The sequence below is a fragment of the Kitasatospora sp. NPDC101155 genome (assembly GCF_044768305.1).
Taxonomy (GTDB): Bacteria; Actinomycetota; Actinomycetes; order Streptomycetales; family Streptomycetaceae; genus Kitasatospora.
The window spans coordinates 14,914-39,595 of sequence record NZ_JBIWPN010000051.1 but is presented as its reverse complement, the minus strand read 5'-3'; the positions used below and the strand labels follow the sequence as shown (position 1 = coordinate 39,595).

Below are 24,682 nucleotides of genomic sequence, written 5' to 3'. Positions count from 1 at the left end.
GAGGTGGATAACTGGGCTTTGCCACACCCGCAGATGAGTCGTCCGCCCTCATGCTGCGGCCTGGAAACGTGCCCCGGCGTGCCCGGGGCGCCGGGAGGTCGCGACAGCCGCCGTACGCGGATGGGGGCTGCTCGTACGATGCCGTCACCAGACGGCCGAGCGGGTTGGTTCACCGACCCGCTCGGAGGATTGATGCACGTATCCCGTGCCTTGCGTTCGATCGTCGCCGTCGCCTCGATGGGAGCCGCGCTGGTGGCCGCCCCGGCGTGGTCCGCCACGCCTGCCGTCAGAGCCGTACTCGAGCCGGCCGGCCACTCGCAGCAGGCTGCTCGGTCTCCTGACTCCGGACCCGCGCTGCACCATGACACCTCGCCACCGTTGCGTGAACTGGGGCAGAGATCAGGGGAGCGCCGGTCCACCCCCGGCGTCATGCCCCCCGGAAAGGTGCCGCGCCCGTCCCTCACCAAGGGCTCCCGTCCGGATCAGGTGGTGCAGGACCACGACGGCAACCGGGACCCGATCCAGTTGGGCGTCGGTTTCGATGGCATCCGGGAAGCCGGGGGCGTCCCTCCCGACCCCAACGCCTCGGTGGGCTCCAGCCAGATCGTGGAGATCACCAACTACGACCTCGCGGTGTACTCCAAGACCGGTGCCACGCTGCTGGGGCCGCTGACGACCCAAACCCTGTTCACCGGGTTCGGCGGACCGTGCGAGACGTCTCAGAACGTCGACATCGGGGATCCCGTGGTCCGCTGGGACTCCCTGGCCCGCCGCTGGATCATCAACCAGTTCGCCCTCGACGAGACGGGCAACACGAATCGACTGTGCGTGGGCGTGTCCACCACCGAAGACGCCACCGGCGAGTACTACCGGTACGAGTTCGGATACCAGCACTTCATCGACCACCCGAAGGTCTCGGTGTGGCCGGACGCCTACTACGCGGCTTTCACCGGCGGGCCGTACTTCGAGGCGTGCGCCTGGGACCGGCACAGGATGCTGCGCGGAGCCGACGCCGACCAGCAGTGCTACATCATCCCGTCACCGACCATCCCGCTCGGCTCGGACCTCGACGGCACGACCCCGCCCCCACAGGGCGAGCCCAACCTGCTGATGGCCCTCAACCCCGCCGACAACAGCCTGCAGTACTGGCGGTTCCACGTCGACTGGGCGGACCAGACCCGCACCACCGTCACGGGCCCGGGGGAGCTGCCGGTGGCCCCCTACACCCCGGCCTGCCAGAACACCGATCCCACCCGTTGCGTCCCCCAGGCCGGAACCACCCAGAAACTGGACTCGCTCTCCTACTCCGCGATGTACCGGCTCGCCTACCGCAACTTCGGCGACCACCAGTCCCTGGTCGTCAACCACGCGGTCGACGCGCCCGGCGGCGTGGGGGTGCGCTGGTACGAACTGCGGCTGAAGCACGGCCGACCGGTCGTTCGCCAGCAGGGCACCTACGCTCCGGGGCCCAACTACCGGTGGATGGGCTCCGCAGCCCAGGACAAGGACGGCGACATCGCCCTGGGATACTCGGCGTCGTCCTCCCAGGACCGTCCCTCGATCCGCGTCACCGGACGTCTGGCGGACGACCCGCCGAACCTGATGACGTTCAAAGAGACAACCGTGTGGACCGGCGCGGGCTCCCAGACCGGGAGCAACCGCTGGGGTGACTACACCTCCATGGCGATCGACCCGGTGGACGAGTGCACGTTCTGGTACACCAACCAGTACCAACCGGCTGACGGCACCGGAAACTGGAACACCCGTATCGCCTCCTTCCAGCTCTCCGACTGCTGCGACCATCACCGCCACGGGTGACACCCTCGGCTGGTCCGGTCCAGGCCGGGCCAGCCGGGTCGGCCCGTCACACCTCGCGTAACAGAATGCCCGGCCCGCCTCATCTTCCTTTGCGGCGGGCTGGGCGACGGTCCGCCGACTCCGAAGAGACGCGAGGGGGACCGAACGATCCCGCTCGGCCGCGCGTCAGCTTGAGATGCGGGCTTCGATGCCGTCGAGGAGGAAGTCGAGGCCGGTCCGGAAGGTCTGGTCGGCGTCCAGGTGAGGGCCATCGCGTACGACCGTGGCCATCGTGGGGAACCGGCCCGTTGCGAAGGTTCGCTCCAGGTACGGCCCGAAGGCGGCCTGCCACTGCTCCTTGTCCGTCCCGGTGGCCCGCTCGGCGCGCCGCTCGGCAACCTCCCGGCGCACCGCGCCGATCACATACGCGTTGACCGCGGCGATCGCCGGCACGCTTGCGTCCAGGTCGACGCCGCCCATCGCGGCCACCACGGCCTCCCCGGTGGCCAGCGTGTGCGGCCCGAGCTGCGGGCGCCCACCGATCAGGTCGGCGAACCATTCGTGCTGGTGAGCGGCGTGTCGGGTGGTTACGGCAAGGGAATGCAGCACCTCCCGCCAACCGTCGCCGGCCGGCCGGATCTCGGCGTAGACCGCATCGACCATCAGCTCGAGCAGCTCCTCCTTGGTGGCGATGTAGCCGTACAGCCGCATCGGCCCGACGTCCAGTGCGCCGGCGACCTTGCGCAGCGACACCGCCGCCAGGCCGTCCTCGTCGGCGAGTCGGACCGCCACTCGTACGATCCGCTCCCGGCTCAGTGGGGCCAGTACTGGTCGATCCGGCGGCTCCGGCCGCTCCCACACCAACATGCCGCTGACGATACATCGCTTGGGTGATACGGTGACCTCGCCGATACAGTGTATCGAGCGATACGGTGAATTTGGGGGCCCCGTGGTCATCGCCATCGTTGGAGCCGGCTTGGGCGGCCTGGCCCTTGCCCGTGTGCTGCACGTGAACGGCATCGACGCTGTCGTGTACGAACGTGAATCGTCGCGCGGCGCGCGCGGCCAGGGCGGCATGCTCGATCTGCACTCCGGGACCGGGCAGCGAGCGATGCGCGAGGCCGGCCTGATCGACCGGTTCCACGCGATTGCCCGTCGCGCGGGCCAGGACCTGCGTCTGCTAGAGCCGGACGGCACCCTGCTGCTGCAGGAGGACACGCCCGACGACGCCCCGCTCGAGCGACCCGAGGTCGACCGTGCCGATCTGCGCAACCTGTTGCTGGACTCGCTCCCCGAACGCACGGTGCACTGGGGGCACGCGTTCGAATCCGCCGACAACGGCCTGCTGCACTTCGCCGACGGCAGCAGTGCGCCGTATGACCTGCTGGTCGGCGCCGACGGCGCGCAGTCCCGGGTCCGCGCACTGCTCACCGCCGCCCGACCGGCACACACCGGCCAAAACGTCGTCGAACTCGGCATCCCCGACATCGACCGCACCCACCCCGACCTCGCGGCGATGGTCGGGCGCGGCAACTACTGGGTGCTCGGCAACGGACAATCCCTGTCGGCGCAGCGCAACGGCGACGGCCGCGTACGCGTCTACCTCAGCTTCTACAACACCGCCGAGGACTGGTTCGCCACCAGCAGGATCCCGTTCGACGACCCGGCCGCTGCCCGGGTGCGGCTGATCGACCTGTTCGCCGGCTGGGACTCACGGTTCACCGCACTGATCGCGGCCTGCGACGACATGATCCTGCCACGGTCGATCACCACTCTCCCGGTCGGCCTGACCTGGCCGTCGATGCCAGGCGTCACGCTGCTTGGCGATGCCGCGCACCTGATGCCGCCGGTGGGGCAGGGCGCCAACATGGCGCTGCTCGACGGGGCCCTGCTCGGCCTCGCGCTGACCGCGCACCGGGACGACTTTCCCGCAGCCGTCAACGAATACGAACGCGAGATGTTCGAACGCGCCAGCACTGCCGGCCGGCAGTCCGCGCACGTCCAGGAAATCCTGGCGTCGCCGGACGCCAGTCAGAAGATGCTCGCATTCTTCCAACCTGCCTGAATGCGACCGTATCCACCTGACGCGCCGCCTGCGATCCCCGCGGGGCTATCCGCCCGTCGCGCTGGTCCTCACCGGAACGGTTCGGTGGGCAAGCGCAAGGTGCGCCTGGAGGCGGTGCTGTGAATCCTGGGGTGCCAGAACTTCGTCAGCAAACCTCTCAATAGAGAAGCTCGAAGCGCGCTGTCCGGGCTGACGCGTCCGCACTAGCGTGGCTGTCGGATTCACCTGGGGGCTCCTTTCCCGATGGTATGTGAATCCCTTTCTTCCGCTGTGCAGTCCTATGCCATACGGATCCGAGGGAGAGAAACTTGAGGAAGATCGCGAAGATCGTCGCCCCGGTGGTGGGCTCGATCGCCCTGATCGGAGCGGTCCAGGGGTCGGCCCAGGCCGCCACGACGACCACCGGCCAGCCTGCGCCGAGCTGTGTCAGCTACGTCGACCACTACGACGGGATGTTCGGTGGCTTCACGAAGGTCACGGTGGCCAACGGTTGTGCCGACACCGTCCGGGTGCAGGTCACCTACAAGGTGTACAGCTCCCCGAGCGAGTGCCTGACCATCGCCCCGAACTCCAGCGTTGACACGACCTACTACAACATCGTCATGGGCGACCCGAACGTGCGCGCGCTGGTGACCTGCTGAGAATCATCCTCGCCCCGCCGGCCGGTGTGGGCCGACCGCCGAGGGCCGTCTCCCGGTCGAGCGATCGCCGGGGGCGGCCGTCGTGCGTCCGGCCCCGGCCGGCGGAAAACCGTTCGCCCCGGCGTTCGGGCGGCGGGCATGATCGGCCGGTGGATCTGCCTGCCCTGCTGGCCGCCATCGAACGCGGCGACGACACCGCGGTCTTCGAGTTCCTGGATGACGTGGCGAACGACGACGAACTCACCGGCGACGACGGCAGCACCCTGCTGGCCGCCGCCGCGTACGCCGGGCGCCACGAAGTCGTCGACCGCTTGGTCGTGTGGGACGTCGACCCGACCCGCCCCTGGGCCGGCGGCGTCGACCCGGTCACCTGGGCCGCCGAGAACGGCGCCTACTGGGTCCTGAACGCGCTGCTGTCCCCCGACCGCGACCCGCTGCGCGCCGACAGTCCGCACCGCCGCGCGCTGCGGGTGGCGCGGGCGGCCCTGGAGTCCGGAGCCGGTGCCGGGTCCGTGCCGCCCCCGGCCCACCGGGCGGTCATCACCGACCTGGAGGCGAAGCTCGGCGTCCACCGCACGCCGGACGAGCTGATGGCCCGCGCCCTGGTTCATGCCGACCCCGAGCACGACGACTGGTTCGTGTCGCTGTTCCGGATCGCCGAGCCGGAGAGCCAGGAGAGGTTCGACTGGGCCCGCGCGGTGGCCGAGGGCGCCGGGGAGGCCGGCTCGCTCGACCGCCGGCGCTTCGCGCTCGACGCGATCAACTTCCTCGGCTTCGGCTTCAACCCCGACAACGGCAACGACGAGCCGCCGTTCGACCGGGAGGCCGCCGAGTTCCTCCGGCCCCGGCTGGGCACCGAGCAGGACCCGTACGCCCTGCGCGCCGTCGTCGCGGCCTTCATCGGCTACTGCTCCCGCGAGGAGCTCCCGGCCGTCCTGGCCCACGCCGACCACCCCGACCCGGGCGTCCGCCAGTGCGTCGCCCTGGCGTTCCCCGCCCTCCTGACCGACCGCCCCGACGCCCTCGCCGTCCTCCTGTGCCTGGCCGACGACCCCGCCCCCGTCATCCGGACCAGCGCGCTCCAGGCCCTCACCCGCTCTGCCGTCGACACCCCTGACCTGCGCGGCGTGCTGGCGGCCCACCTCACCGACCCCCACTTCGACGCCCGCCTCGAAGCCGCCGCCGCCCTGGCCCTGCGCGGCGACGAACGCGGCACGCCGGTCCTCGACGAGATCCGCCGCGGCATCAAGAACCGCAGCAGCCGCGGCGCGGGCCGCCTCGACGACCTCCACTACCAGCTTCGCGCCCGCACCCCCGGGCATGCGACTCCACGGCCCGGGCCGGCGATGTAGACGGGGAGGCCGGAAGCGCAGAGCAGGCCTCGCCCGTCCGTCCCAGGGCGCGCCGCCGTCAGCGGACCCGCCCAGCGGACCCTTGCGAGAGCCGTCCCCGGCCATGCGCAGACGTGTGACGCGGATCACCGGGAACCGGCCGGAGCGGGCGGACAGGGAGAGGTGTGGAACTGTCACTGCGGGCGCGCCTTCGCGCCGGCGACCAACACGCGTACGGGGAGATCTTCGATGAGCACGCACAGGCGGTCTACGGATACGCGGTACGGCGACTGGGGGACTGGGCGGCGGCGGAGGACGTCGTCTCGCTGACCTATCTGGAGGCCTGGCGGCTGCGCGGCAAGCTGCACGAGGACGGCGAGAGCGTCCGGCCCTGGCTGTTCGGCATCGCCACCAACGTGCTGCGCAACACCGCCCGGGCGGCACGCCGGCACCGAGCCGCGATGGAGCGGCTGCCGGAACGCGACACGGTACCGGACTTCGCCGATGAGCTGGTCGGGCGGCTGGAGGACAGCAGCCGGCTGGCCGCCGCGCGACGGGCGCTGACACAGCTGCGCCGCGGCGACCGCGAGGTCTTCAGCCTGTGCGTCTGGGCCGGGCTGGACTATGCCGCGGCCGCCGAGGCGCTGGGCGTGCCGGTCGGCACGGTGCGCTCCCGGCTGTCCCGCGCCCGCGCCCGGCTGCGCATCCTGGTGGACGCGGAACTCGCGGCGGAAAAACGTACGGAACCCTTCAGCGGCGGCGGACAGGTACGCAATGACCGCGTCGGAGCGGTCCGGTCGATAGAGGGGAACAGCCGATGAACCGGATGCCAGACCATGGGGAGCCGGTGCTCCCCCCCGACCGCCACCAGCTGTTGAGGGGACATCTGATGAGCGAGATCAGCCGGGAGAACACCACCGCAACCGTCCGTCCGAAGCGGCGTCGGCTCGGCTGGGTGGCCGTGCCGGCCCTGGCCGGCGGCCTGGCGCTGGCGGCCGTGCTGAGCAGCGGGGGCGGCACCCCTCCGGTGAAGCCCGCGCAGGCGCCGATCGCGGCGCCGGCGCCGTCCGGCGGGAAGGCTCAGGTGACGCCGGCCAGCGCGGTGGAGCTGCTGGACCACGTCGCCCAGGTCGCGGCGAGCCGGCCGGCCGGCGATGTGAAGCCCGGTCAGTTCGTCTACATCGAGTCCATGGTGACCAACAACGTGCTCACCGCCTCCGGCAAGCCCGAGATCGACAGCACGCCGCACAAGCGGGAGATCTGGCTCTCGGTGGACGGCAAGCAGGACGGCCGGCTCGTCGAGGCGGCCAGTCCGAGCCTGCCGGGCCACGACACCGAGTTGGCGGCGCCCCGCCAGGCCGGCCTGGAGAGCCCGACGTACGAGTACCTGGCCACCCTCCCGACCGACCCGGACGTGCTGCTGCAGAAGCTCTACGACGAGACCGTCGGCAAGCGCCCGAAGGAGGAGCGGGCGTTCAAGGCCATCAACGAGCTGCTGAAGGAGCAGATCGCGCCGCCGGCCGTCACCGCCGCGCTCTACCAGGCGGCGTCGAAGATCCCGGGCGTCACCCTGGAGAACGACGTGGTGGACATCACCGGGCGGCACGGCATCGCGGTGGCGCGGGTCGCCGACGGCGCCCGGATGGAATGGATCTTTGACAGGGACAGCTACGCGTTCCTCGGCCAGCGCGCCGAAGTCGTTGACCAGGGCAGCGACTTCGGCGCTCCCGGCACGGTCTTCGGCCAGGCCGCCGTGGTGAAGCGCGCGATCGTCGACAAGGCGGGCGACCAGCCGACCGCGCAGCAGACCCAGGCGCAGGCGCCTCAGGCCTGAGCCGCCGCCCGCTGAGGGCGCCGACGACCGAGAAGGTCAACGTTCGAGCTCCGCTGCACGCCCGCGCGCCGCCCTGGCGGCGCGCGGGCGAGTGGGGTGAGGGGCCCGACCAGGAGGCGCACCGATTTTTCACCGAATAACCGGAGGATGCTCCCGGCTTCAGCCGGGGGAGGAATCCGGTTTCCCGCGCTGGGGGTACCCCCGGCCGAAGGCTGGGGGAGGGGCAGTGGCAGCCGAACCGCAGTCAAGGCGGTCCGGCATCTCGGGAGAGACGGTGGTGAGAGCGACCTCAAGCAGGTGCATAACCGCGGAGTTGATGGACCGCCGGTCGTGTGGGGCTTGGGCTGTCAGTCGTGTGTGCAAGTCTTCGGGGAGTCTGAGAGCGAAACGGATCATGATGCTATGACGACCGCAGCAGTGGCCGAGGATGCCGGGCATGCCCGGTACACCTACCGCGTGCGCGTGTCGTCCACCGCCCTCGCGCTGCTGTCTGCGGAGTGGGGCCGGTGCCGCTGGATCTGGAACGAGTGTGTGGCGAAGTCCCGGCAACGGCACAGCGCCAACCGGGCGCGCCCCGAAGACGCGGACAAGGTGACGTGCGGTCCAGCCGAACTGGACAAGATGCTGACCTCGGCCCGCGCCGACATGGTGTGGCTCCGGGAGGGCTCCTCGGTGCCGCAGCAGCAGATCATCCGGGACTTCGCGAAGTCCCGGGCGAAGGCGCAGAAGGACATCAAGGCGAAGCTGCCGGTGCGGCAGCGCGCCGGGATGCCGAGGCACAAGAAGCTCAAGGACTCCCGGCCGTCGCTGAACTACACCCGGCGCGGCTTCCGGATCAAGGACGGCCGTCTGCACCTCGCGGGCGGCATCGTCCTGACCGTGGTGTGGTCCCGCGACCTCCCGGCCGACCCGACCAGTGTCCGCGTCTACCAGGACAGCCTCGACCACTGGTACGTGTCGTTCGTCGTTCCGGTGCGGGCCGATCCGCTCCCGGCGGTCGGCCGGTGCATCGGCATCGACTGGGGCGTCAAGGAGACCGCGACCACCACCAGCGACGCCCACGACCTCCCCCACGCGCAGCACGGCGCGCAGGCGGCTGCCGCGTTGGCGAAGTACCAGCGCCGTATGGCACGCCGCCGCCCTCCGAAGGGCAAGCCCGCGTCCAAGGGATACCGGCGCGCACAGAAGCAGACGGCGAAGGCCCACAAGAAGGTCGCCCGGCAGCGCCAGGACACCGGACGCAAGTGGGCCAAGTCCGTTGTCCGCGACCACGACTCCATAGCAGTGGAGGACTTCCGTCCGAAGTTCCTCGCCAAGACCACCATGGCCAAGAAGGCCGCAGACGGAGCCATCTCCGCGACCAAGACGGCCCTGATCGAGATGGGCCGCAAGCACGCCCGGAGCGTGCACATGATCCACCCCGCGCACACGACGATGGACTGCGCGCACTGCGGGGCGAGAGCCAAGCACCGCATGCCGCTGGGAGAGCGCACCTATACCTGCACCGCGTGCGGAGCCGTCTCACCGAGAGACAAGAACTCCGCCCGTGTGATGCGCGTCAGGGCTGGTCTGTGCCCTGCTGACGTTGAGTGCGTAGGACACCGGTCTCCGTAGGGGACCATGCAGCACGAGTCAGAAATCCCCCAGACGAAGGCGGAATCCCCCGCCTTCCAGGCGGGGGAGCAGTCAAGCTGCTGTTCCTGCTCGCGGCGGACGCGGTGCAGCGGGCCGCCCACACGGCGCGGCTGCGTCCGCTGCTGCTGGCCGGGGTGTGGGTGGGACTGGCGTTCCAGACCAAGATGCTGGAGGCGTGGGCGGTGCTGCCCGCGCTCGCGACGGTGTACCTGCTCGCGGCGCCGACCGGTCTTCGGCGGCGGGTCGGGCACGTCGCGCTGGCCGGGCTGGTGACGGTGGTGGTGTCGGCCTCGTGGATGCTGGCGGTCACGGTGACCCCGGCGCAGGACCGTCCGTACGTGGACGGCACGACGGACAACTCGGCGTTCAGCATGGTGGTCGGCCACAACTTCCTGAACCGGTTCTCCTCGCTGGGGATGAGCGCGGCGCAGACGGGCAGCGTGCGGGCGGTCCGGGGTGGCGGCGGGGGCGGGGGCCGCGCCGGCGGAGCCGGTGCGGATGGCGGTGCGGGTGCCGGTAAGGGCTCGTACGGCGGTCACGGCACGCAGGGATCTCAGGGCACGCAGGGTTCTCAGGGTTCGCAGGCGCAGGCCTCGTCCCAGGGCCAGGGCCCCGGCGGCTGGGGCGGTCAGGGCGGCGGCGCGAACGACGGCGGCTGGACGAAGATGTTCGGCTCGCAGTTCGCTCCGCAGACCGGCTGGCTCTACCCGCTCGCCGCCGTCGCGCTGGTGTGCGGGCTGGCCTGGCGGCGGCGCGAGCCGCGCACCGACGTGCTGCGGGCCGGCTACGTCCTGTGGGGCGCCTGGCTGGGCGTGTTCTTCCTGGTCTTCAGCGCGGGCAGCGTCGGTGGCCACAGCTACTACATGGGTGTGATCGCCGTTCCCCTGGCGGTCCTGGGCGGTGCGGGGACGGTCCTGCTGTGGCGGGGCTTCCGCGAGGGCGGCGCCCGGGCGTGGGCGCTTCCCGTCGCGATTGCCGGGACGGTCGCCTGGTCGGCCTACCTGGCCCGGGAGTTCCCGACCTTCCTGCCGTGGCTGGCGCCGACCGTGATCGGCCTGGGCGTCGTGGCGCTGGCGCTGCTCGCGGCGGTCGCGCTCAAGCGCGTCACCGGGCGGGGGTTCGCGCTGGCGGGGCTGCTGGCGGGCGTCGCGGCGATGCTGGTCGCGCCGGGTGCCTGGGCGTCGTCGGTGCTGAGCTCGGCGTACGGCAACTCGGGCATGGGCACCGTCGGCCCCTCCGGGGGCGGGCACGGCGGGGGCGGGCGGCACACGTCGCCGAAGGGGTCCACTGCCGCCATGGCCGCGCTGCGCGCGCAGTACGGCGGGGGAGGTGGCAGGTTCGGCGGCTCCTCGGAGCACCTGACGGCGCCCGAGCAGGCCCTGTTCGACTACCTGCAGGCTCACCGGGGCGGCACCCGCTACCTGTTGGCCGCCTCCAGCTGGAGCGCCGCATCGCCGTTCATCCTGGCGACGGGCGAGGAGGTCCTGCCGATGGGCGGCTTCAGCGGCTCGGCGCCCTCGCCGACCCTGGCGGAGTTCCAACAGCTCGTCGGCAAGGGCGAGTTGCGCTACGTCCTGCTCGGCGCCGACCGGCGTGGCGGTGGCGGTGGCGGTGACGGTGGCGGCGAGTCGGCGGGAGCGACGACGACGGCGCAGATCCAGTCCTGGGTGCGGAGCGCCTGCGCCCAGGTGCCGACCACCGACGTGCTCGGCACGACGCCGGCCGGCGGCGGCCGGGCCGATGACGGCGGCGTCACCGGCCAGCAGCTCTACCTCTGCACGCACGCGGGCTGAGAACCGCCCCCGGGAGGCCGACTTCACCGGCCTCCCGGGGCCCGGCGGCCGAAGCCCCGGGGCACGGCGCGGGCCGGCCGTGTCCGGGCCGCCGGACAGAGTCTTCGCTCGGCGCACTCGGCTGGGGACGTCCGGTGGCCTTCGTCGGGGACCGGTGGGGGCCGGCCGGGTTCGCCGCCGCAGCCACCGAGTCCGCCCTGCTGGAGGCATCCCTTGGCACCGGGTCTACTCCGCGCCCTACGGGCAGGTGGACGCCGGTGACCTGGTCCGTCAGGAGCACGAGATCGCCTGGCTCCTCACCCGCCAAGGCCTTCCCGCCGCCACCGCGATCGAGCTGATCACCACGGCGGACGGTCTCGTCGTCTCCCTCGCGGGCTACGTCCAGCACGACGGGCTCCCCGTCTCCCCGAAGGAGGTCGGCGGCTTCCTGGCGGCTCTCCACCGGCCGGAGCCGCCGTCGATCAAGTTCGCCTACCAGGAGCCCGGGGACTTCCCGTCCTTCCTCGCCGAGCGGCTGACGACCCGCCATACGACCCTGCGCGGCTTCGCCGCCGACCTGCCCGAGCTGCCCGACCCCGACGGGATCCGCGCCGTGCTCGAAGCCGAGCCGGACGAGCCGCGCCTGCTGCACCCGGACGTCCGTCGACAGAACCTGCTGGGCAGTGGGGGCCGGCTCACCGCCGTCGTCGACCGGTCCAACGCCCTGGTCGGCCCGGTGCTGATGGAGCTGGCCCGGGTCGCCGAGTACGCCAGGCTGGCGGACAACGGCATCGACGCGGACGGCATCCTGGCCGGCTACGCCGACCTGCCCGACCTGCACTCCAGAGCCGCCCTCCTGCACCGGCTCGACACCGCCGTGATGCTGGCCCTGGTCTTCCACTCGGTGGCCCCCGACCCGACCCGCGCGGCCGACCTGGTCGCCCGCGCCCGCCACCTGCTGGAGACCCTCCAGTCCTGACGCCAAGGCGCAGCGGGCGGGCGGCTTCCCCACGGCCCGTGAGCGGGCACACGCGAGGGTGCAGGCCGCCGGCTGCGTCGCGTGATCGATGAGCACCGCGGCTTCCCCGGGGCGGGGGCCCGTCCGGGGCGCGGGGTCCGGCGATCCGCGGCTGCGCCGTGCGGACGCGAGTGACCCGAAGCGTTGCCGTAGGCGGGCGGCGGCGGGGTCCGGGGGCCCGGCCGCGTGCCCGGCCGGGATGGCGTGTCAGAGCACGGCGAGCCGGTCCACCAGGAGTTCCACCCTCTGCTCGGCGTACTCCGGCGGCAGCCGTCCCGCCCGGGTCAGGGTCGCGATGCCGTGCAGGCACGCCCAGAACACCTCGGTGAACAGCCCCGGGTCGACGCCGTCCCCGGCGGCCTCGCCGAGGCTCTCCAACAGTGCGGCGAAGGCGTCCTTCAGCGGCTCCGGGGTGTCCTCCTGCGCGTACGCCAGGCCGCCGTCGAGCTGGAACAAGGCGTCGTAGACCGCCGAGTTGCGCGCGGCGAAGTCGAGATAGGCGTGCGCGAGGGCGACGACCCGGGCGCGCGGGCCGTCCGCGACGGAGGTCGCGGCCCGCACCGCCGCGGCCATCTCGGTGGCGCCCTCCACGGCGACGGCGCCGATGATCTCCCGCTTGCCGCGGAAGTGGCTGTAGAGGACGGGCTGGCTGTACTCGATGCGCTCCGCCAGTCGGCGCGTGGTGACCGCGTCCCAGCCCTGCTGCTCGGCGAGTTCACGGGCCGTCGCCACGATGAGGCGCTCGCGGACCGCCCGTTCGCGTGCCTTGCGTTCCTGTACCGACATAACTCGAATCCTAGCACCGCTAGACAATCAAGCGGAAGCAGTACTAGCGTTGACCACATCAGCTAGCGGCGCTAGATCCAGGGAGGGGCACCATGCTCAGCGCACTCGAGGTCATCACCACCGTGGTCGTCGGCGTGATGGTGGGGGTGGAGTTCTCCGTCGCCTTCGTCATGAACCCGATCTTCAACGCCCTCCCGGAGGACAGCAACCAGCTGGCCCACTCCCACGGGGGCCGGATGCTCGGCGCCGTGATGCCGTTCTGGTACATCGGCTCACTCGTCCTCGCCGGCATCTGGGCCGTCGCCGGATGGCACCACCACGGCACCGGCCTCGTCGTCACCGCCGCCGCGCTGCTGATCGTCAGCGTGATCATGTCGATCCTGCTGCTCGTCCCGATCAACAACCGGAACAAGAACTGGACCCCCGAGAACCGGCCCGAGGACTGGAAGGAGCAGATGAACCGCTGGGACCGCTTCCACTACGTCCGCGTCGCCGTCATCATCGCCGCCTTCGCCCTGCTGGTCTCCGCCCTCGCCTGAGCCCGCGGGCCCCGCGGCACCGGATCACTGGGCCGGCCGTTCCCACTCACGCCGACAGGCGGTTCTGGCGACGTCCGTGATCAGCGGCCTTCTCGGCGGAGAGACACCGCCGAGAAGGCCGTCCGCGACGGAAGGCGCCGCGGATGATCCGAGGACTACGCCTCCGACTCCGCCGGGCCGCCCTGCTCCTGCGGCTGGCTCGGCGTGTCCACGGAGTCGGTGCTGTCCTCGTTGCCCTCGGTCTCGTCGACCGGCGCGATGCGGGTCGATACGCGGCCCGGGTCCACCATGGTGTCCTCCTGTTGTGATCGCGCGTGAGTGCGCGGGGTGATTACCGCTGGAACCCGATTGGTTCCGGCAGGTTCATGAGGCGCGGCGCAGTTGCTCGCTCGACATCCTGAACAGCAGGAAATCGGCGTGGGCGCCACGCTGTTCCACGTACCGGCTCTCCCGGCCCCGTTGTTCGAAGCCCACGCGGCGGAGGAGCTTCGCGGACGCCGTGTTGCGGTCGTCGCAGGCGGCCTTGATCCGGTTCACGCCCGTGGCGAAGAGGCGGTCCGCCACTGCGGTCATCGCCTCGGTCGCGTAGCCCCGATGCCGCATGTCCGGCGCCAGCGTGATGCCCATCTGTGCCTGATCACGGCCGGACTCGATCGCGACAGCGAGATCCCCGATCAAGCCGGGCCGCCGGCGCAGCTCGATCGCGTACTGGAAGCAGCCGGGCCCGTCGGGATCCTCCGTGAGGTAGCCGGCGATGATCGCCTCCGCTTCCGTCCGGCCGATCGGCGAGCACCAGGTCTGGTAGCGGGCGACACGGGGATCGGAGCGGTACCGGGCCAGCGTCGGCGCATCGTCACGGCTGAAGCGCCGCAGGACAGGGCAGCCGCCGGTCCCGCTCCCGCGCGTCCGTGGGCGGCAGGCTCGCACCGGACGACGGGAGGCCTTTGAAACCGTCTCGACCCGCGGTGATGCGGCTGGCATCGTCCTCAGCGCTGCCCCGAGTCCGGGGTGGGGGAGGAGCGGGCCCCCGAAGGTCCGCTGGTGGGCGAACGCACATGGGAATGTCCTGGGCGGCGAGCCGTCCGCCCAGGGCCGCGTGAGCCGGGCCGTGAGCCGGGCAAGCGGTTCGGGCAGGCGGATGGGAACGCGGTCCAGGTCGAAGAGCGTGGCGCCGATCAGCACGCCGATGTCGGCCGCGAGTCCGGCGCCGCCACCGCGGCCGACGCCCTGGCCGCCTGGCGGCGCCTGCACGACACACCGCCCACACCCCGGCGCGCCGCTACGACGCGCCGGGCTGCGCCTCGCCGCTCGCTGCGAGGGGAGTCTGCCCGCCGTGGCGCCCGGTGTGAGCTGGTGGAGGGTGGCCCGGATGTCGGGTCGTCCCGGACGCCCGCCCTGTGGCGCCACTGCTGGTGTGGCGCCGCAGGGCGGGTGGGTCAGTTGAAGTGGACGTCGCAGACGGAGACGAAGTACTCGCCCGTGCCGCCGTGGCCGCCGTGGCCGCCCCAGATGTTGACCAGGGCGTGGCGGCCGGTCTTGCGGGGGACGGTGTGGATGGTGCGGGTCTCGGTCCGGTTCAGGTCCGGGTCGTCGATCGGGACGTCGTCGCCGCCGTAGAGGTCGACGAGGAAGGGCATGGGGTCGAGGGTGTCCCAGGAGATGCCGTCCTCGGGCTGCCAGCCGTCGCGGGTGACGAACCACTGGTGGGTCCAGGTCCAGCCGGTGTGGGGCTGGGAGTATCCGTAGGTGAGGGTGAGCTCGCCCTGGCCGGTGTCGAGGCGGTCGACGGGCCAGTCGGCGCCGGCGACGTCGGCGGGGCGCAGTGCGAGGCCGCGGAACTCGCGGCGGCCGGCGGAGGGGATGACGGGGTCGTTGGGGGCGAAGTACTTGCGGTATTCGAGGTACTGGCCGTTCCAGGGCTTGTTGTCCGCGGTGACGGCGGGGACGACCGCGGCCCAGTCGCCGGGGTTGTCGACCTGCTGGAGGGCGGCCTGGCAGACCGGGTCCTGTTCCTTGCGGACCAGGGCGCGGTAGGTGCGCGAGAGCGGGCGGCAGACGGTGCCGTGCCGCGGGGTGGGGGCCTCGGCGCGGGCGGGGGCGCCGCTCTCGGAGTAGGGGTTGCGGTAGGCGGTGGCGTCGGCGAGGTCGGCCTCGGCGGTGTTCGTCCACTCGCTCCAGCCGCCGTTCATTTTGGCGCGGATCCGCATGGTGTGGCGGCCGGTGGCGGCGGGGCCGAGGCTCACCCAGTGGGTGCGGGCGAGGTTCCAGTACGTGCCCCAGGTCGGGAGGCTGTTGAAGCCGATGACGAAGGTCTGCTCCAGCTCGCCGTCGTTCACCCGGACCTCGTACTGGCGCGGGTAGCGGCCGTCCTTGCCCTCCGTCCAGTCGCCCGGCGCTCCGGAGCCGTTGTTCTGGCCGACGGTCCACTCCAACGAGATGCCGAGGATGCGCTCGGCGCCGTCCTGGCGGTACGTCGGCGATGCCTTCAGCTCGGTGGGCGGGATGGCCGCCGCGTCGGACCGGGTGGTTGCTTTCAAGGGGCTCGTTCCTGTCCTCGGGCCGCCCGCAGGGGTGCGGGCGGCTGTGGATTCGCTTCCGAACGGGTCCCCTGCCGGGCGGACCGGCGAAACCCCGCGGCCCTGGTTTCCAGCCTTCGTCCGGCCCCGGCACGTCCCCGCCCGGCGGGGCCGCCCGCCGACGGGACCCGGTAGTGAGTTCCGATCTTCCCCAAGGGCCGATCGGCCCCGCGGGTCACTGCTCGAAGAAGTCCCGTACCACCCGCTCGGCCGCCTCGTCCGCGGCTGCTTCCGGCGACAGCTCATCGAGCGTGTCCAGATCGGTGTCCTCGCTGAGTTCGGTCTCCCAGGCCGCAGCCAGTTGCTCCTGCCGCTCGCGTGGCTGCGCCTGCACCTTTTCGCGGCTGGCGGGGCTGAGGGCGGCGAGGAAACGGTGGAGTTCGTCGTCAGCGGGCATGAGGGCCTTCCCGGGAGCGGGGTCAGTGTTCACGTGACACATGTTCACCGGTAGGTATCCCAGCGGATAAGCGCAATGCGCGCGGCGGAGGCGGGAGTCACCCGAGCGCAGGCCGGGCCAGGTCCAGCGGACGAGACAACAGTCGCACTTGGGTCCGGTGTTGCCGGGGCAGCCGCCCCTACCGCCCATCCCGACGAAGATCTTCAGCTTCTGGCCCGGTGGTCCGCCGCGGGGCGGCCGGGATGACCCTGGAGAACGTCGGGCAGCCCCTGCACCGGGCCCGGGACGACGAGCGCACCGTCGACCGGCACGCCGGCGCCGGGGACGGGATCGCCTTCGCCACCTACTTTCCTGGCGGGAAAGCAGGTGCTGCTTTCCCTATAGGAAAGTACGCACCCGAGAGGAGAAGAGCATGAGTACGCCCAGCCCCGCCGAGGCCCGGGACGCGCTGGCCCGTGTCCGCGCGGTCCGTCTCGGCGCCGCCGAGTCGCTGCGCACGCCCTGGTGGCTGTGGGCGGCGGCCGCCGCTGTCGTGGCGCCGGTCCTCGCCGCCAACGACTTCGGCTCCGCCGTCAAGGTGGTCGTCAATCTCGGCTTCGGTGCCCTGGCCGTCGCCTGGGTCGTCGCCGGGCGGCGCAGCCCGCGTGTGGCCGCCGCCTCCGGCGCCCTGCACCGCAGCGCCCTTCCCGGGTACGCCTGGCTGCCCGTTCTGCTGGTGGGCCTCATCGCCGTCATCGTCGAGCACTTCGCCGGCCCCGCCGCGTACCGCATGCTGGCCGGATCCGGAATGCCCGCCTGGATCCGCGAGCACCCGCACACCACCGCGGCGCTCCCGTACGCCGTCCTCTACGTTGCCGTGGGCCTGCTGTTCAGCGCGGTGCTGCGGCGTATGGCCCGTCGCGCGGCGATCCGATGAGCGAGACCGGACCGGCTGCCGACGTCGTTCCCGGTTTGGAGCAACTCCTCCTGGATCCGACCAGGTTGACCATCGTCTCCCTGGTGTCCGCGACCACCTGGTGCGAGTTCGCCTTCGTCCGCGACCATGCCGGGCTGAGCGACTCGGCGCTGTCCAAGCAGATCACCACGCTCGGCGGCGCCAATCTCATCGAGATCCGCAAGGGTCATGTCGGGAAGCGGCGTTGCACCTGGGTGCGGGCCACCGCCGACGGCCGGGAGCGGCTGCGCGCGCACGTGACCGCGCTCCAGCAGATAGCCGACCGCGCCGGGCAGGTCGCCGCGAACCGCCCCGACGATGCCGCCGACACGGGCGTCGACCCCGGTGCCGACACGCAGCGACCCCGCACCGGCTGACCCGCTGGTTCCGGTGGTGGCCCCGCCGCGGGTGGCCGCACGGCTCGGCGGTGACGAGTTCGTGGTCCTCGCGCGGCGGGACCCGCGTGTGCAGGACCGGCTGACCGCGCTGCGCACCGCCATCTGCGCTCCCGTCACACACCAGGGCGTGCCCCTCACGGTCGGGGTGTCGCTGGGAACGGCCCGGGTGTCACGATCCCACGACCTGTCGGCGGCGCTGGGCCGGGCGGACCGGAAGATGTACGAGCTCAAGGGCCGAGGCCGCGCAGGACGCACCAGGTACTCAGAGCACGCCCACCAGCACGATGACCAGGGCGGGCAGTGCGATGAAGACGGTGCCGAGGTAGACGGCGAGGACCCATCGGTGCTCGGAGGCGATGCGGGCGAGGTTCTCGGCGCAGAACAGCGGCACGGGGCGCAGGAGCGGAATCACGTAGATCACGACGATCGCGAAGAGGTTGTAGATCAGATGCACGAAGGCCGCCTGCAGGCCGATCTTCGCGTCCTGTCCGACGCCTGCGAACGCCGCGAAGACCACCGTGAACGTCGTGCCGAGGTTGGAGCCGACGACGACGGGATACACCTGCGCCGGTGTCAGGATGCCTGTTCCGGCGAAGGGGACCAGCACGGACGTGGTGATGGTCGAGGACTGGGTGACGACGGTTACTCCCATGCCTGACGCCATGGCGAGGTAGGCGTTGCGGCCGACGGCCTTGATCAGGATGTCGCGGGCCCTGCCGACCATGAGCAGTTTGAGCAGCTTTCCCAGGTAGCGGACGGCGACCAGGATCAGCGCGGCGCCGATCACGATGGTGAACAGCGGACCGAGTGTGCTGCTGATGTGCGACGTCGCGTGGATCACTCCGTGTTCCACCGGTCTGGTGGCCGCCCGGATGAAGTTCAAGTGGGCCGGGTTCGGCAGCCAGTCCGTGCCGTACAGCGCATTGGTCAACGTCCCGCTGATGTGCTTCAGCGGATGCCAGATCAGCTCGATCGGGAAGAAGATCAGCAGCGCGAGCCAGTTGTAGAAGTCGTGGACGGTCGAGGCGCCCAGCGCCCTGCGGAACTCTGTGCGGTCGCCGATGAAGGTCAGGGCGACCAGGCTCGTCGTCACGGTGGTGCCGACGTTCGCCCAGAATGATGGGGATCGCGCCCTGGATGGGCAACGCGCCCGACCCTACGGCGGTGACGGCGATGGCCGTCGTCGTGGTCGACGACTGGATCAGGACCGTACCGAGAATGCCGACGCTCAGACCGACCCACGGGTGCGCGGCGAAGGCGAACATGGCGTGCGCCGCGTCGCTGCCCAGCCCCGCAAAGCCGCGACTGATGATGCTCACGGCACAGATCAGCAGGTAGATCAGCCCAGCGACACCGCACCAGCCGAGGGCTTTGGTCCAGGTGGGGAGCTGGTCGGCTCCGGCGCCGCTCCCGGCTGCGGGGGCCGTGAGCGCCGAGCCACCGGAAGGGGGCGCCCGGAGATGTCGCCCTTCTCATGGCTGTTGTCCGGCCCGCTGTCGGATGTGGCCTCCGCCATGAACCAAGGCTATGAGCTCCTGAGGAGGGGCGCGCGTGGCCGAGCGCCGTACGTGTGCAACGGACGGCCGGTGCCGTCAGCGACTGCGGTTTCCCCTGGCCCGACGACAGGTGGCCATGGTCGGGCCCGCCGGCCGGGGCCCCTTTGCGGGCCCAGACCGCGTGTCGGTGGGCCCGCACGATCGCGGAGTCCGCCGGCACCGCCCGGGCCAGGTCCCCGTCGGCGCCGGCCTGGACACACCCCATCCGGGGGTGGACCGGTCGGTCCGCGTGTGTCGAATCGTCGTCCGCACGACGAACGGTGTTTTGATTTCACGACGCGGCACGTCGGGAGGCGAACACGTGGCTACTCAAGCGAGACCGGGACCGACCGGAACAGACGCCGGGGCATCACGGCGCCGCGTCCTGACCACGGCCGTGCTGGGATCGGCATTCGCGGCACTGCCGGGACGGGCCGTCGGTGCCGGGCAGGACGCCTTGGCCGAAGGGGCGTACGGCGGCACGGATCACGCCCACGGAGGCGAGGCGGGCGCTGACGGCGGGGAGGCCGGCGCGCCGGTGCGTCCGGCTGAGAGCACCGCGGGGGACTGGACTCAGGTCGCGGCGGAGCTGGGCCGCAAGGGCAGCATGCTGGGCAAGCTGATCTACCGGACGGCTTTCCCGCGCACCGACCTGCATGTCCTCTCCCACGGCGTCACCGTTTCGCCGGAACTCGCCGTCGGCTCGCACGTGTCCTTCATCCGCTATGCCGACAACACCACCCTGACCATGGGAGAACTGGCCGTCACCGAGGCGGAACTGCCCCCGGTGATCGGCGCGCTGCAGTCACACGGCATCGGGCAGGTGGCCATTCACAACCACCTGCCCGCCCACACTCCCCGTCTCGTGTGGATCCATACGCACGGACACGGTCCGAACGCCGTGGCCCTGGCCCGCGGCCTGCGCGCCGCGTTCGCTCACACGGGCACGCCGCCCGCCAAGTCCTCGACGACTCCCCCGAAGAAGCTGGAGCTGGACACGGCGGGCATCGACGCCGCCCTGGGTACCACGGGCACCGTCTACGGCAGTGTCTACAAGTCCGCCTTCCTGCGCCGCGAGACGATCACCGACGGCGGATACGTCCTGCCGCCCGGTTCCGGGGCGACCACGGCCTTCAGCTTCCAGCCGGTGGGGGGAGGCCGCGCCGCGCTCAGCGGGGACGTCGCCGTGCTGGCGGGGGAGGCGCAGCATGTGCTGGGCGTACTCCAGCGCGACGGGATCGGGATCGTCGAACTGCACAACCACGGCTTGGTCGACTCGCCCCGCATGTTCTTCATCCACGTCTGGGCCGTCGGCGACGCCGTGAAGATCGCACGGGCCCTGCACCGTGCGGTGGCCGCCACCAACGCCGCACCCGCCAATGGGGCGGGAGGGGGCGAGTAGCGGGCCTGCCGAGGCCGGCGGACTCGTGCTCACTGCCCGCCGCTGCGCCCCGGCGGCCGTCCGGGGCGTGGCCTCGGCCCCGGCCCGCCCGTCCGGCCGCAGTCCAGGCCGTGCCCCCCTGTCCGCCCTGGTGCCGTTGCGCCGGCGCGGGGTGCTCGCGGCTATGCCTGCTCGGGAAGCCCGTCTCCGGTGGGCAGTGCCTGGACGGCTCGGGCGATGTCGGAGCGGAGCTGGTCGAGGCTGTGGTCGGTGCCGAGGATCATGCGGCGGACCTGGGGCATGGCCAGGCTCCAGCCGACCAGGCCGAGTGTGAGGAACAGGCGCGTCCGAGGGTCGCCCTTGTCGTCGGCGGCTTGTGTGGCCTGGAGCTTGTCCTGGTAGTGGCGGGTTCGGGTCTCTTCGCCCGGCACGGGCTGGTCACCGAGTTCGAGGGCTTCCCACATGAGCAGCCGCAGAGCCTCGGGATGGGCGCGGTGGTAGTCGAAGAGGCGCTCGGCGTAGGCGGACAGGTCGTCGTCGCCGGGCGGGACGGCCCGGGCGAGGTCGGCCATGAGGCGTTCGAGGACAGCGGTGAAGAGCCTGTTCTTGTCGCCGAAGTAGTCGTAGATCGCCCGCTTGTTGGCCTGGCCCTGCCCGCCACCGCGCCGGCCGCCCGCGTACGGTATCCGGTCCTGCTCGCCGACACCGTGCGGATGCTGCGCACCGAGCCGGGCCTGCGCCGTTCCGCGCTCTACCAGGCCTTTCTCTTCGGCGGCTTCAGCGCGGCCTGGACCGCACTCGCCCTCCTGCTCACCGGCCCTCGCTACCGCATGGATGCCCAGGCGGTCGGCGTGCTGGCCCTGATCGGAGCGGCGAGCATGTTCTGCGCTCCGGCCGCCGGACGCCGGGTCGACCGGCACGGCCCGGATCGGGTGAACGGCTGGTGCATCGGGGCCACCCTCGCCGCGGCCGCGGTGCTCGCCGCGGGCGCATCGGGCGGCCCCATCGGCCTGGCCGCCCTCGCCGGAGGCCTCCTGCTGCTGGATGTGGCGGTGCAGTGCAGCCAGGTCGCCAACCAGGCCCGCATCTTCGCCCTGCGCCCCGAGGCCCGCAGCCGGCTGAACACCGCTTACATGACCTGCTCGTTCCTCGGCGGCAGCGCCGGATCCTGGCTCGGCATCCGCACCTACGCCCATCTCGGCTGGCCCGGGGTGTGCGCCCTCATCGCGTTTGCCGCGGCCGCCGCTCTCACCGCCCGTCTCGCCGACCGCCGCCCACGTCACCGCGGTCGCAAGGACACGCCGTCCGCGCCGCCGGTCAGGCGCTCGGCGGCCTCACCGAGGTGAACGGCGATCGCACGTCCACACGGGCGCCACCGCCGCTTTCGCGCTCATCTCCCCGCCCCGAAGCCAGCATCCGTCTCGAAGGATCCTCCATGACATTCCCGGCCATGCCTCCTGCTGTCCTGCAGTTCTTCCGCGCTTCCCAGGAAGGCGACGCCGACACCTGGGCGAAGACTTTCGCCGAGGACGGCGTCTTCCACGACCCCATCGGCACGTCTCCGATCACCGGACGCACCGCGATCCGCGACTTCATCGCCTCCGTCCTGCCCAACTTCCAACCCTTCCTCGGGCTCACGCCCATGGAGGCGCACACCATCGGCAACCACGTCGCCGTCTCCTGGCGTGGCGCCGCCGTCGCCCTGGACGGCAAACCGGTCAACTGGTCCGGCATCAACATCTACGAGCTGGATGACACCGGCCTCATCCGGGAGGCCAAGGCGTACTTCAACAGCGCCGTCTTCCAAGCCCAGCTCGCCGACTGAACCCGCTGAGCGGCGGCCGGTTGCGGGCCGAGGGGACACAAGCGGCTCGGCCCGCACCGGGAGCATCGGTGACCGAGCGTCTCATCCCGATTCCTGGCGCATCAGGCGCATCAGCAGCATCGTGCGTCACCGGCCCGCACCGCCAGCGGCCGGCGCAACTGCCCGGTGATGGAGCCGCGCACCGCCCCGCCAGCCGTCGCATCCCCAATCCGGGATATCCTCCCGAATATGAGAGAACCGGAACCGTCCCCCGAGGACCTGCGACTCGCCGCCCGCCTGGCCGCGCTCCGCGCCGAACACGGCTGGTCCCTCGACGACCTCTCCGGTCGCAGCGGCGTCAGCCGCTCCACCCTCTCCCGCCTGGAACGCGCCGAGATCAGCCCCACCGCCGCCCAGCTCGGCCGGCTCTGCTCCGCGTACGGCCGCACCATGTCCCGCCTGCTCGCCGAGGTCGAGGCCGAACCACCCCAGCTGCTCCGCGCCGCCGACCAGCCGCTCTGGCGCGACCCGGCATCCGGCTTCGTCCGCCGCTCCGTCTCCCCGCCGCACGCGGGCCTGCGCGGCGAACTGATCGAGGGCACCCTGCACCCCGGCGCCGCCATCGACTACGACGCCCCGCCCGTCCCCGGTCTCGAACAGCACCTGTGGGTCCTGGACGGCACCCTGGAACTCACCGTCCGCGGCGAGGCCCACCAGCTGGCCACCGGCGACTGCCTGCGCTTCCGGCTCTGGGGCCCGTCCCGCTTCCACTGCCCGGGCCCGCGGCCGGTCCGCTACGCCCTCGCCGTCGTCCTGCCGTGACGGCCGTGACGGCCATGACCGCCTCGATCGCCGGGACTGCCCGGACCGCCGTGACAACCGTGACCGCCTCGACCGCCGCGCCCCAGGCGGTACCCGCCATGACCGAGATCGTCCGCCTCGCCGCCGCCGACCTGACGGCCGACCAGGACGGGCTCGCCGACCTGCTGCTCGACGCCGTCGCCGACGGCGCGTCGATCGGCTTCCTCGACGGCCTCGACCGCACCGAGGCCGCCCGCTGGTGGCTCCAGTACGAGGACGCGCTGGCCGCCGGACACCGCCTCGGCTGGATCGCCCGCGACCCCGGCGGCCGGATCGTCGGCACCGTCAGCCTGGTCCTCGGCGACAAGGACAACGGCCGCCACCGCGCAGAGGTCGTCAAACTGATGGTCCACCGCGACGCCCGCGGCCAGGGCCTCGCCCGCCGCCTCCTCGACACCGCCGAACGCGCCGCCGCCGCGGCCTCCGCCACCCTGCTGATGCTCGACACCCGCACCGACAGCCCCGCCGAACGGCTCTACCGCTCGGCCGGCTGGACCCCGTACGGGCTCGTCCCCGGCTACGCCGCGGACCCCGACGGCACCCTCGCCTCCTGCACCTTCTTCTACAAAACCCTCGCCTGACCCACCCGCCGAACTTCCCGTCCGTACCGTCCGAGGCCGCCGGGATGATCCGTGGACGACCGGGGAAGGGGACCGGCCATGGACACCTCCGCACCGATCTCCCTCGTCACCGGCGCCAACCGCGGCATCGGCCGCGAAACCGCACGCCAACTCGCCGAACTCGGCCACACCGTGCTGCTCTGCGCCCGCGACCCGCAGGCCGCCAAGAACGCCGCCGCCGACCTCTCCCGCAGCCGCGGCCTGCGCGGCACCCTCCTGACCCGCACCCTCGACATCACCGACGCCGCCGGTGCCCTGGAACTCGCACGCTCGGTCGAGACCGAGTTCGGCCGCCTCGACGTCCTGATCAACAACGCGGCGATCAACTACGACACGGGCCGCCGGGCCGTCGACGTCGACCTCGACGAGGTGCGCCGCACCATGGAGACCAACCTCTTCGGCGCCTGGCAGGTCGCCCAGGCCTTCGTCCCGCTGCTCCGGCGCTCCGCCCACCCGCGGATCGTCAACGTCTCCAGCGAGGGCGGCTCCCTCGCGTCCATGGGCGGCGGCACCCCGGCGTACGGCGTCTCCAAGGCCGCGCTCAACGCCCTCACCCGCACCCTGGCCGGTGAACTCCGCTCCGACGGCGTGCTGGTCAACGCGGTCTGCCCGGGCTGGATCGCCACCGACATGGGCGGTGCCGGCGGTGCCCCCGTCTCCACCGGTGCCGCCAGCGTCCTGTGGGCCGCCACCCTCCCCGACTCCGGCCCCACCGGTGGATTCTTCCGCCAGGGCCGCCCGATCCCCTGGTGACCACC

The 24,682-nt window shown here is 71.9% G+C and carries 26 protein-coding genes and 2 pseudogenes; 19 read left to right on the top strand and 9 right to left on the bottom strand.

Annotated features, from left to right (window positions below; genetic code table 11):
• The first annotated feature begins 429 nt into the window (after positions 1-429).
• On the top strand, positions 430-1,818 hold the full coding sequence (locus ACIRYZ_RS39285; RefSeq protein ID WP_402953443.1) for a hypothetical protein: 1,389 nt from the start codon (positions 430-432) through the stop codon (positions 1,816-1,818).
• A 165-nt stretch (positions 1,819-1,983) separates the two neighbouring features.
• Here ACIRYZ_RS39285 and ACIRYZ_RS39280 read toward each other — a convergent pair whose 3' ends face one another.
• Positions 1,984-2,664, bottom strand: coding sequence for a TetR/AcrR family transcriptional regulator (locus ACIRYZ_RS39280; RefSeq protein ID WP_402953442.1), 681 nt, complete (start codon positions 2,662-2,664; stop codon positions 1,984-1,986).
• An 82-nt stretch (positions 2,665-2,746) separates the two neighbouring features.
• Here ACIRYZ_RS39280 and ACIRYZ_RS39275 point away from each other — a divergent pair, with 82 nt between their 5' ends.
• The 8 genes from ACIRYZ_RS39275 (at position 2,747) to ACIRYZ_RS39240 (ending at position 12,054) form a co-directional block, all read left to right on the top strand.
• Entirely contained in the window at positions 2,747-3,862 is a 1,116-nt protein-coding gene (locus ACIRYZ_RS39275; RefSeq protein WP_402953441.1) for an FAD-dependent oxidoreductase, read from the top strand.
• A gap of 308 nt (positions 3,863-4,170) precedes the next feature.
• Positions 4,171-4,503, top strand: coding sequence for a hypothetical protein (locus ACIRYZ_RS39270; protein WP_402953440.1), 333 nt, complete (start codon positions 4,171-4,173; stop codon positions 4,501-4,503).
• A 149-nt stretch (positions 4,504-4,652) separates the two neighbouring features.
• Positions 4,653-5,855, top strand: a complete 1,203-nt coding sequence (locus ACIRYZ_RS39265) for a HEAT repeat domain-containing protein (protein ID WP_402953439.1) — start codon at positions 4,653-4,655, stop codon at positions 5,853-5,855.
• Between the two features lie 164 nt (positions 5,856-6,019).
• Positions 6,020-6,655 carry an RNA polymerase sigma factor gene (locus ACIRYZ_RS39260; protein ID WP_402953437.1) on the top strand — a complete coding sequence of 212 codons (636 nt, stop codon included), beginning with the start codon at positions 6,020-6,022 and terminating at the stop codon, positions 6,653-6,655.
• A complete protein-coding gene (locus ACIRYZ_RS39255; protein WP_402953435.1) occupies positions 6,652-7,668 on the top strand; it encodes a CU044_5270 family protein in 1,017 nt (338 codons plus the stop codon). The genes ACIRYZ_RS39260 and ACIRYZ_RS39255 overlap by 4 nt, the downstream gene beginning before the upstream one ends.
• 402 nt (positions 7,669-8,070) lie before the next feature.
• On the top strand, positions 8,071-9,282 hold the full coding sequence (locus ACIRYZ_RS39250; RefSeq protein WP_402953433.1) for an RNA-guided endonuclease InsQ/TnpB family protein: 1,212 nt from the start codon (positions 8,071-8,073) through the stop codon (positions 9,280-9,282).
• A complete protein-coding gene (locus tag ACIRYZ_RS39245) occupies positions 9,258-11,096 on the top strand; it encodes a glycosyltransferase family 39 protein (protein ID WP_402953432.1) in 1,839 nt (612 codons plus the stop codon). Before ACIRYZ_RS39250 ends, ACIRYZ_RS39245 begins: the two co-directional genes overlap by 25 nt.
• 247 nt (positions 11,097-11,343) lie before the next feature.
• Complete coding sequence (locus ACIRYZ_RS39240; RefSeq protein WP_402953431.1) at positions 11,344-12,054, top strand: phosphotransferase family protein; 711 nt, start codon at positions 11,344-11,346, stop codon at positions 12,052-12,054.
• A gap of 246 nt (positions 12,055-12,300) precedes the next feature.
• Here ACIRYZ_RS39240 and ACIRYZ_RS39235 read toward each other — a convergent pair whose 3' ends face one another.
• Entirely contained in the window at positions 12,301-12,879 is a 579-nt protein-coding gene (locus ACIRYZ_RS39235) for a TetR/AcrR family transcriptional regulator (RefSeq protein ID WP_402953429.1), read from the bottom strand.
• Between the two features lie 92 nt (positions 12,880-12,971).
• Here ACIRYZ_RS39235 and ACIRYZ_RS39230 point away from each other — a divergent pair, with 92 nt between their 5' ends.
• Complete coding sequence (locus tag ACIRYZ_RS39230; protein WP_402953427.1) at positions 12,972-13,418, top strand: anthrone oxygenase family protein; 447 nt, start codon at positions 12,972-12,974, stop codon at positions 13,416-13,418.
• 155 nt (positions 13,419-13,573) lie between these two features.
• Here the strand turns inward: ACIRYZ_RS39230 and ACIRYZ_RS39225 are convergent, their stop codons facing one another.
• The 4 genes from ACIRYZ_RS39225 to ACIRYZ_RS39210 all read right to left on the bottom strand — a co-directional run bounded on the left by ACIRYZ_RS39225 (position 13,574) and on the right by ACIRYZ_RS39210 (position 16,391).
• The gene (locus ACIRYZ_RS39225; RefSeq protein ID WP_402953425.1) at positions 13,574-13,708 is read right to left on the bottom strand and encodes a hypothetical protein; all 135 of its coding nucleotides are present in this window, start codon (positions 13,706-13,708) and stop codon (positions 13,574-13,576) included.
• A gap of 73 nt (positions 13,709-13,781) precedes the next feature.
• On the bottom strand, positions 13,782-14,669 hold the full coding sequence (locus ACIRYZ_RS39220; protein ID WP_402953424.1) for a GNAT family N-acetyltransferase: 888 nt from the start codon (positions 14,667-14,669) through the stop codon (positions 13,782-13,784).
• A gap of 185 nt (positions 14,670-14,854) precedes the next feature.
• A complete protein-coding gene (locus tag ACIRYZ_RS39215; RefSeq protein ID WP_402953422.1) occupies positions 14,855-15,955 on the bottom strand; it encodes a lytic polysaccharide monooxygenase in 1,101 nt (366 codons plus the stop codon).
• Between the two features lie 214 nt (positions 15,956-16,169).
• Positions 16,170-16,391 carry a hypothetical protein gene (locus tag ACIRYZ_RS39210; protein WP_387626702.1) on the bottom strand — a complete coding sequence of 74 codons (222 nt, stop codon included), beginning with the start codon at positions 16,389-16,391 and terminating at the stop codon, positions 16,170-16,172.
• A gap of 412 nt (positions 16,392-16,803) precedes the next feature.
• Between ACIRYZ_RS39210 and ACIRYZ_RS39205 the strand changes: the two genes are divergently transcribed.
• The 3 genes and pseudogenes from ACIRYZ_RS39205 to ACIRYZ_RS39195 all read left to right on the top strand — a co-directional run.
• Positions 16,804-17,307, top strand: coding sequence for a hypothetical protein (locus tag ACIRYZ_RS39205; protein ID WP_402953420.1), 504 nt, complete (start codon positions 16,804-16,806; stop codon positions 17,305-17,307).
• The gene (locus tag ACIRYZ_RS39200) at positions 17,304-17,702 is read left to right on the top strand and encodes a transcriptional regulator (protein WP_402953419.1); all 399 of its coding nucleotides are present in this window, start codon (positions 17,304-17,306) and stop codon (positions 17,700-17,702) included. Before ACIRYZ_RS39205 ends, ACIRYZ_RS39200 begins: the two co-directional genes overlap by 4 nt.
• Positions 17,644-17,955: pseudogene (locus ACIRYZ_RS39195) on the top strand (GGDEF domain-containing protein); the annotation flags it as partial. The gene ACIRYZ_RS39200 and the pseudogene ACIRYZ_RS39195, both read left to right, overlap by 59 nt.
• Positions 17,956-17,985: 30 nt before the next feature.
• Here the strand turns inward: ACIRYZ_RS39195 and ACIRYZ_RS39190 are convergent.
• A complete protein-coding gene (locus ACIRYZ_RS39190; protein WP_402953417.1) occupies positions 17,986-18,816 on the bottom strand; it encodes a Na/Pi symporter in 831 nt (276 codons plus the stop codon).
• Positions 18,817-18,892: 76 nt separating this feature from the next.
• Positions 18,893-19,042 (bottom strand): annotated as a pseudogene (locus tag ACIRYZ_RS39185) (thymidylate synthase); the annotation flags it as partial.
• A 613-nt stretch (positions 19,043-19,655) separates the two neighbouring features.
• Here ACIRYZ_RS39185 and ACIRYZ_RS39180 point away from each other — a divergent pair.
• The gene (locus tag ACIRYZ_RS39180) at positions 19,656-20,660 is read left to right on the top strand and encodes a DUF1259 domain-containing protein (RefSeq protein WP_402953415.1); all 1,005 of its coding nucleotides are present in this window, start codon (positions 19,656-19,658) and stop codon (positions 20,658-20,660) included.
• Between the two features lie 161 nt (positions 20,661-20,821).
• On the opposite strand, the gene ACIRYZ_RS39175 is transcribed toward ACIRYZ_RS39180, so the two are convergent.
• The gene (locus ACIRYZ_RS39175; protein ID WP_402953414.1) at positions 20,822-21,211 is read right to left on the bottom strand and encodes a TetR/AcrR family transcriptional regulator; all 390 of its coding nucleotides are present in this window, start codon (positions 21,209-21,211) and stop codon (positions 20,822-20,824) included.
• Positions 21,212-21,352: 141 nt separating this feature from the next.
• On the opposite strand from ACIRYZ_RS39175, the gene ACIRYZ_RS39170 reads away from it, so the two are divergent.
• From ACIRYZ_RS39170 to ACIRYZ_RS39150, 5 genes are all read left to right on the top strand, one after another.
• Positions 21,353-21,985, top strand: coding sequence for an MFS transporter (locus tag ACIRYZ_RS39170; protein ID WP_402953413.1), 633 nt, complete (start codon positions 21,353-21,355; stop codon positions 21,983-21,985).
• An 89-nt stretch (positions 21,986-22,074) separates the two neighbouring features.
• The gene (locus ACIRYZ_RS39165) at positions 22,075-22,464 is read left to right on the top strand and encodes a nuclear transport factor 2 family protein (RefSeq protein WP_402953412.1); all 390 of its coding nucleotides are present in this window, start codon (positions 22,075-22,077) and stop codon (positions 22,462-22,464) included.
• 228 nt (positions 22,465-22,692) lie between these two features.
• Entirely contained in the window at positions 22,693-23,265 is a 573-nt protein-coding gene (locus ACIRYZ_RS39160) for a helix-turn-helix domain-containing protein (RefSeq protein WP_402953411.1), read from the top strand.
• A 14-nt stretch (positions 23,266-23,279) separates the two neighbouring features.
• Positions 23,280-23,885, top strand: coding sequence for a GNAT family N-acetyltransferase (locus ACIRYZ_RS39155; protein ID WP_402953451.1), 606 nt, complete (start codon positions 23,280-23,282; stop codon positions 23,883-23,885).
• Positions 23,886-23,963: 78 nt separating this feature from the next.
• Positions 23,964-24,677 carry an SDR family NAD(P)-dependent oxidoreductase gene (locus tag ACIRYZ_RS39150; RefSeq protein WP_402953410.1) on the top strand — a complete coding sequence of 238 codons (714 nt, stop codon included), beginning with the start codon at positions 23,964-23,966 and terminating at the stop codon, positions 24,675-24,677.
• Positions 24,678-24,682 lie beyond the last annotated feature (5 nt).

Bases quoted from the DNA above. Each gene is read 5' to 3' on its own strand.
- ACIRYZ_RS39160 (WP_402953411.1), top strand. From the start codon at position 22,693: ATGAGAGAACCGGAACCGTCCCCCGAGGACCTGCGACTCGCCGCCCGC.
- ACIRYZ_RS39200 (WP_402953419.1), top strand. From the start codon at position 17,304: ATGAGCGAGACCGGACCGGCTGCCGACGTCGTTCCCGGTTTGGAGCAA.
- ACIRYZ_RS39250 (WP_402953433.1), top strand. From the start codon at position 8,071: ATGACGACCGCAGCAGTGGCCGAGGATGCCGGGCATGCCCGGTACACC.
- ACIRYZ_RS39235 (WP_402953429.1), bottom strand. From the start codon at position 12,879: ATGTCGGTACAGGAACGCAAGGCACGCGAACGGGCGGTCCGCGAGCGC.
- ACIRYZ_RS39285 (WP_402953443.1), top strand. From the start codon at position 430: ATGCCCCCCGGAAAGGTGCCGCGCCCGTCCCTCACCAAGGGCTCCCGT.
- ACIRYZ_RS39155 (WP_402953451.1), top strand. From the start codon at position 23,280: ATGACCGCCTCGATCGCCGGGACTGCCCGGACCGCCGTGACAACCGTG.
- ACIRYZ_RS39165 (WP_402953412.1), top strand. From the start codon at position 22,075: ATGACATTCCCGGCCATGCCTCCTGCTGTCCTGCAGTTCTTCCGCGCT.
- ACIRYZ_RS39150 (WP_402953410.1), top strand. From the start codon at position 23,964: ATGGACACCTCCGCACCGATCTCCCTCGTCACCGGCGCCAACCGCGGC.
- ACIRYZ_RS39175 (WP_402953414.1), bottom strand. From the start codon at position 21,211: ATGGCCGACCTCGCCCGGGCCGTCCCGCCCGGCGACGACGACCTGTCC.
- ACIRYZ_RS39255 (WP_402953435.1), top strand. From the start codon at position 6,652: ATGAACCGGATGCCAGACCATGGGGAGCCGGTGCTCCCCCCCGACCGC.
- ACIRYZ_RS39280 (WP_402953442.1), bottom strand. From the start codon at position 2,664: ATGTTGGTGTGGGAGCGGCCGGAGCCGCCGGATCGACCAGTACTGGCC.
- ACIRYZ_RS39170 (WP_402953413.1), top strand. From the start codon at position 21,353: ATGCTGCGCACCGAGCCGGGCCTGCGCCGTTCCGCGCTCTACCAGGCC.
- ACIRYZ_RS39210 (WP_387626702.1), bottom strand. From the start codon at position 16,391: ATGCCCGCTGACGACGAACTCCACCGTTTCCTCGCCGCCCTCAGCCCC.
- ACIRYZ_RS39225 (WP_402953425.1), bottom strand. From the start codon at position 13,708: ATGGTGGACCCGGGCCGCGTATCGACCCGCATCGCGCCGGTCGACGAG.
- ACIRYZ_RS39205 (WP_402953420.1), top strand. From the start codon at position 16,804: ATGAGTACGCCCAGCCCCGCCGAGGCCCGGGACGCGCTGGCCCGTGTC.
- ACIRYZ_RS39230 (WP_402953427.1), top strand. From the start codon at position 12,972: ATGCTCAGCGCACTCGAGGTCATCACCACCGTGGTCGTCGGCGTGATG.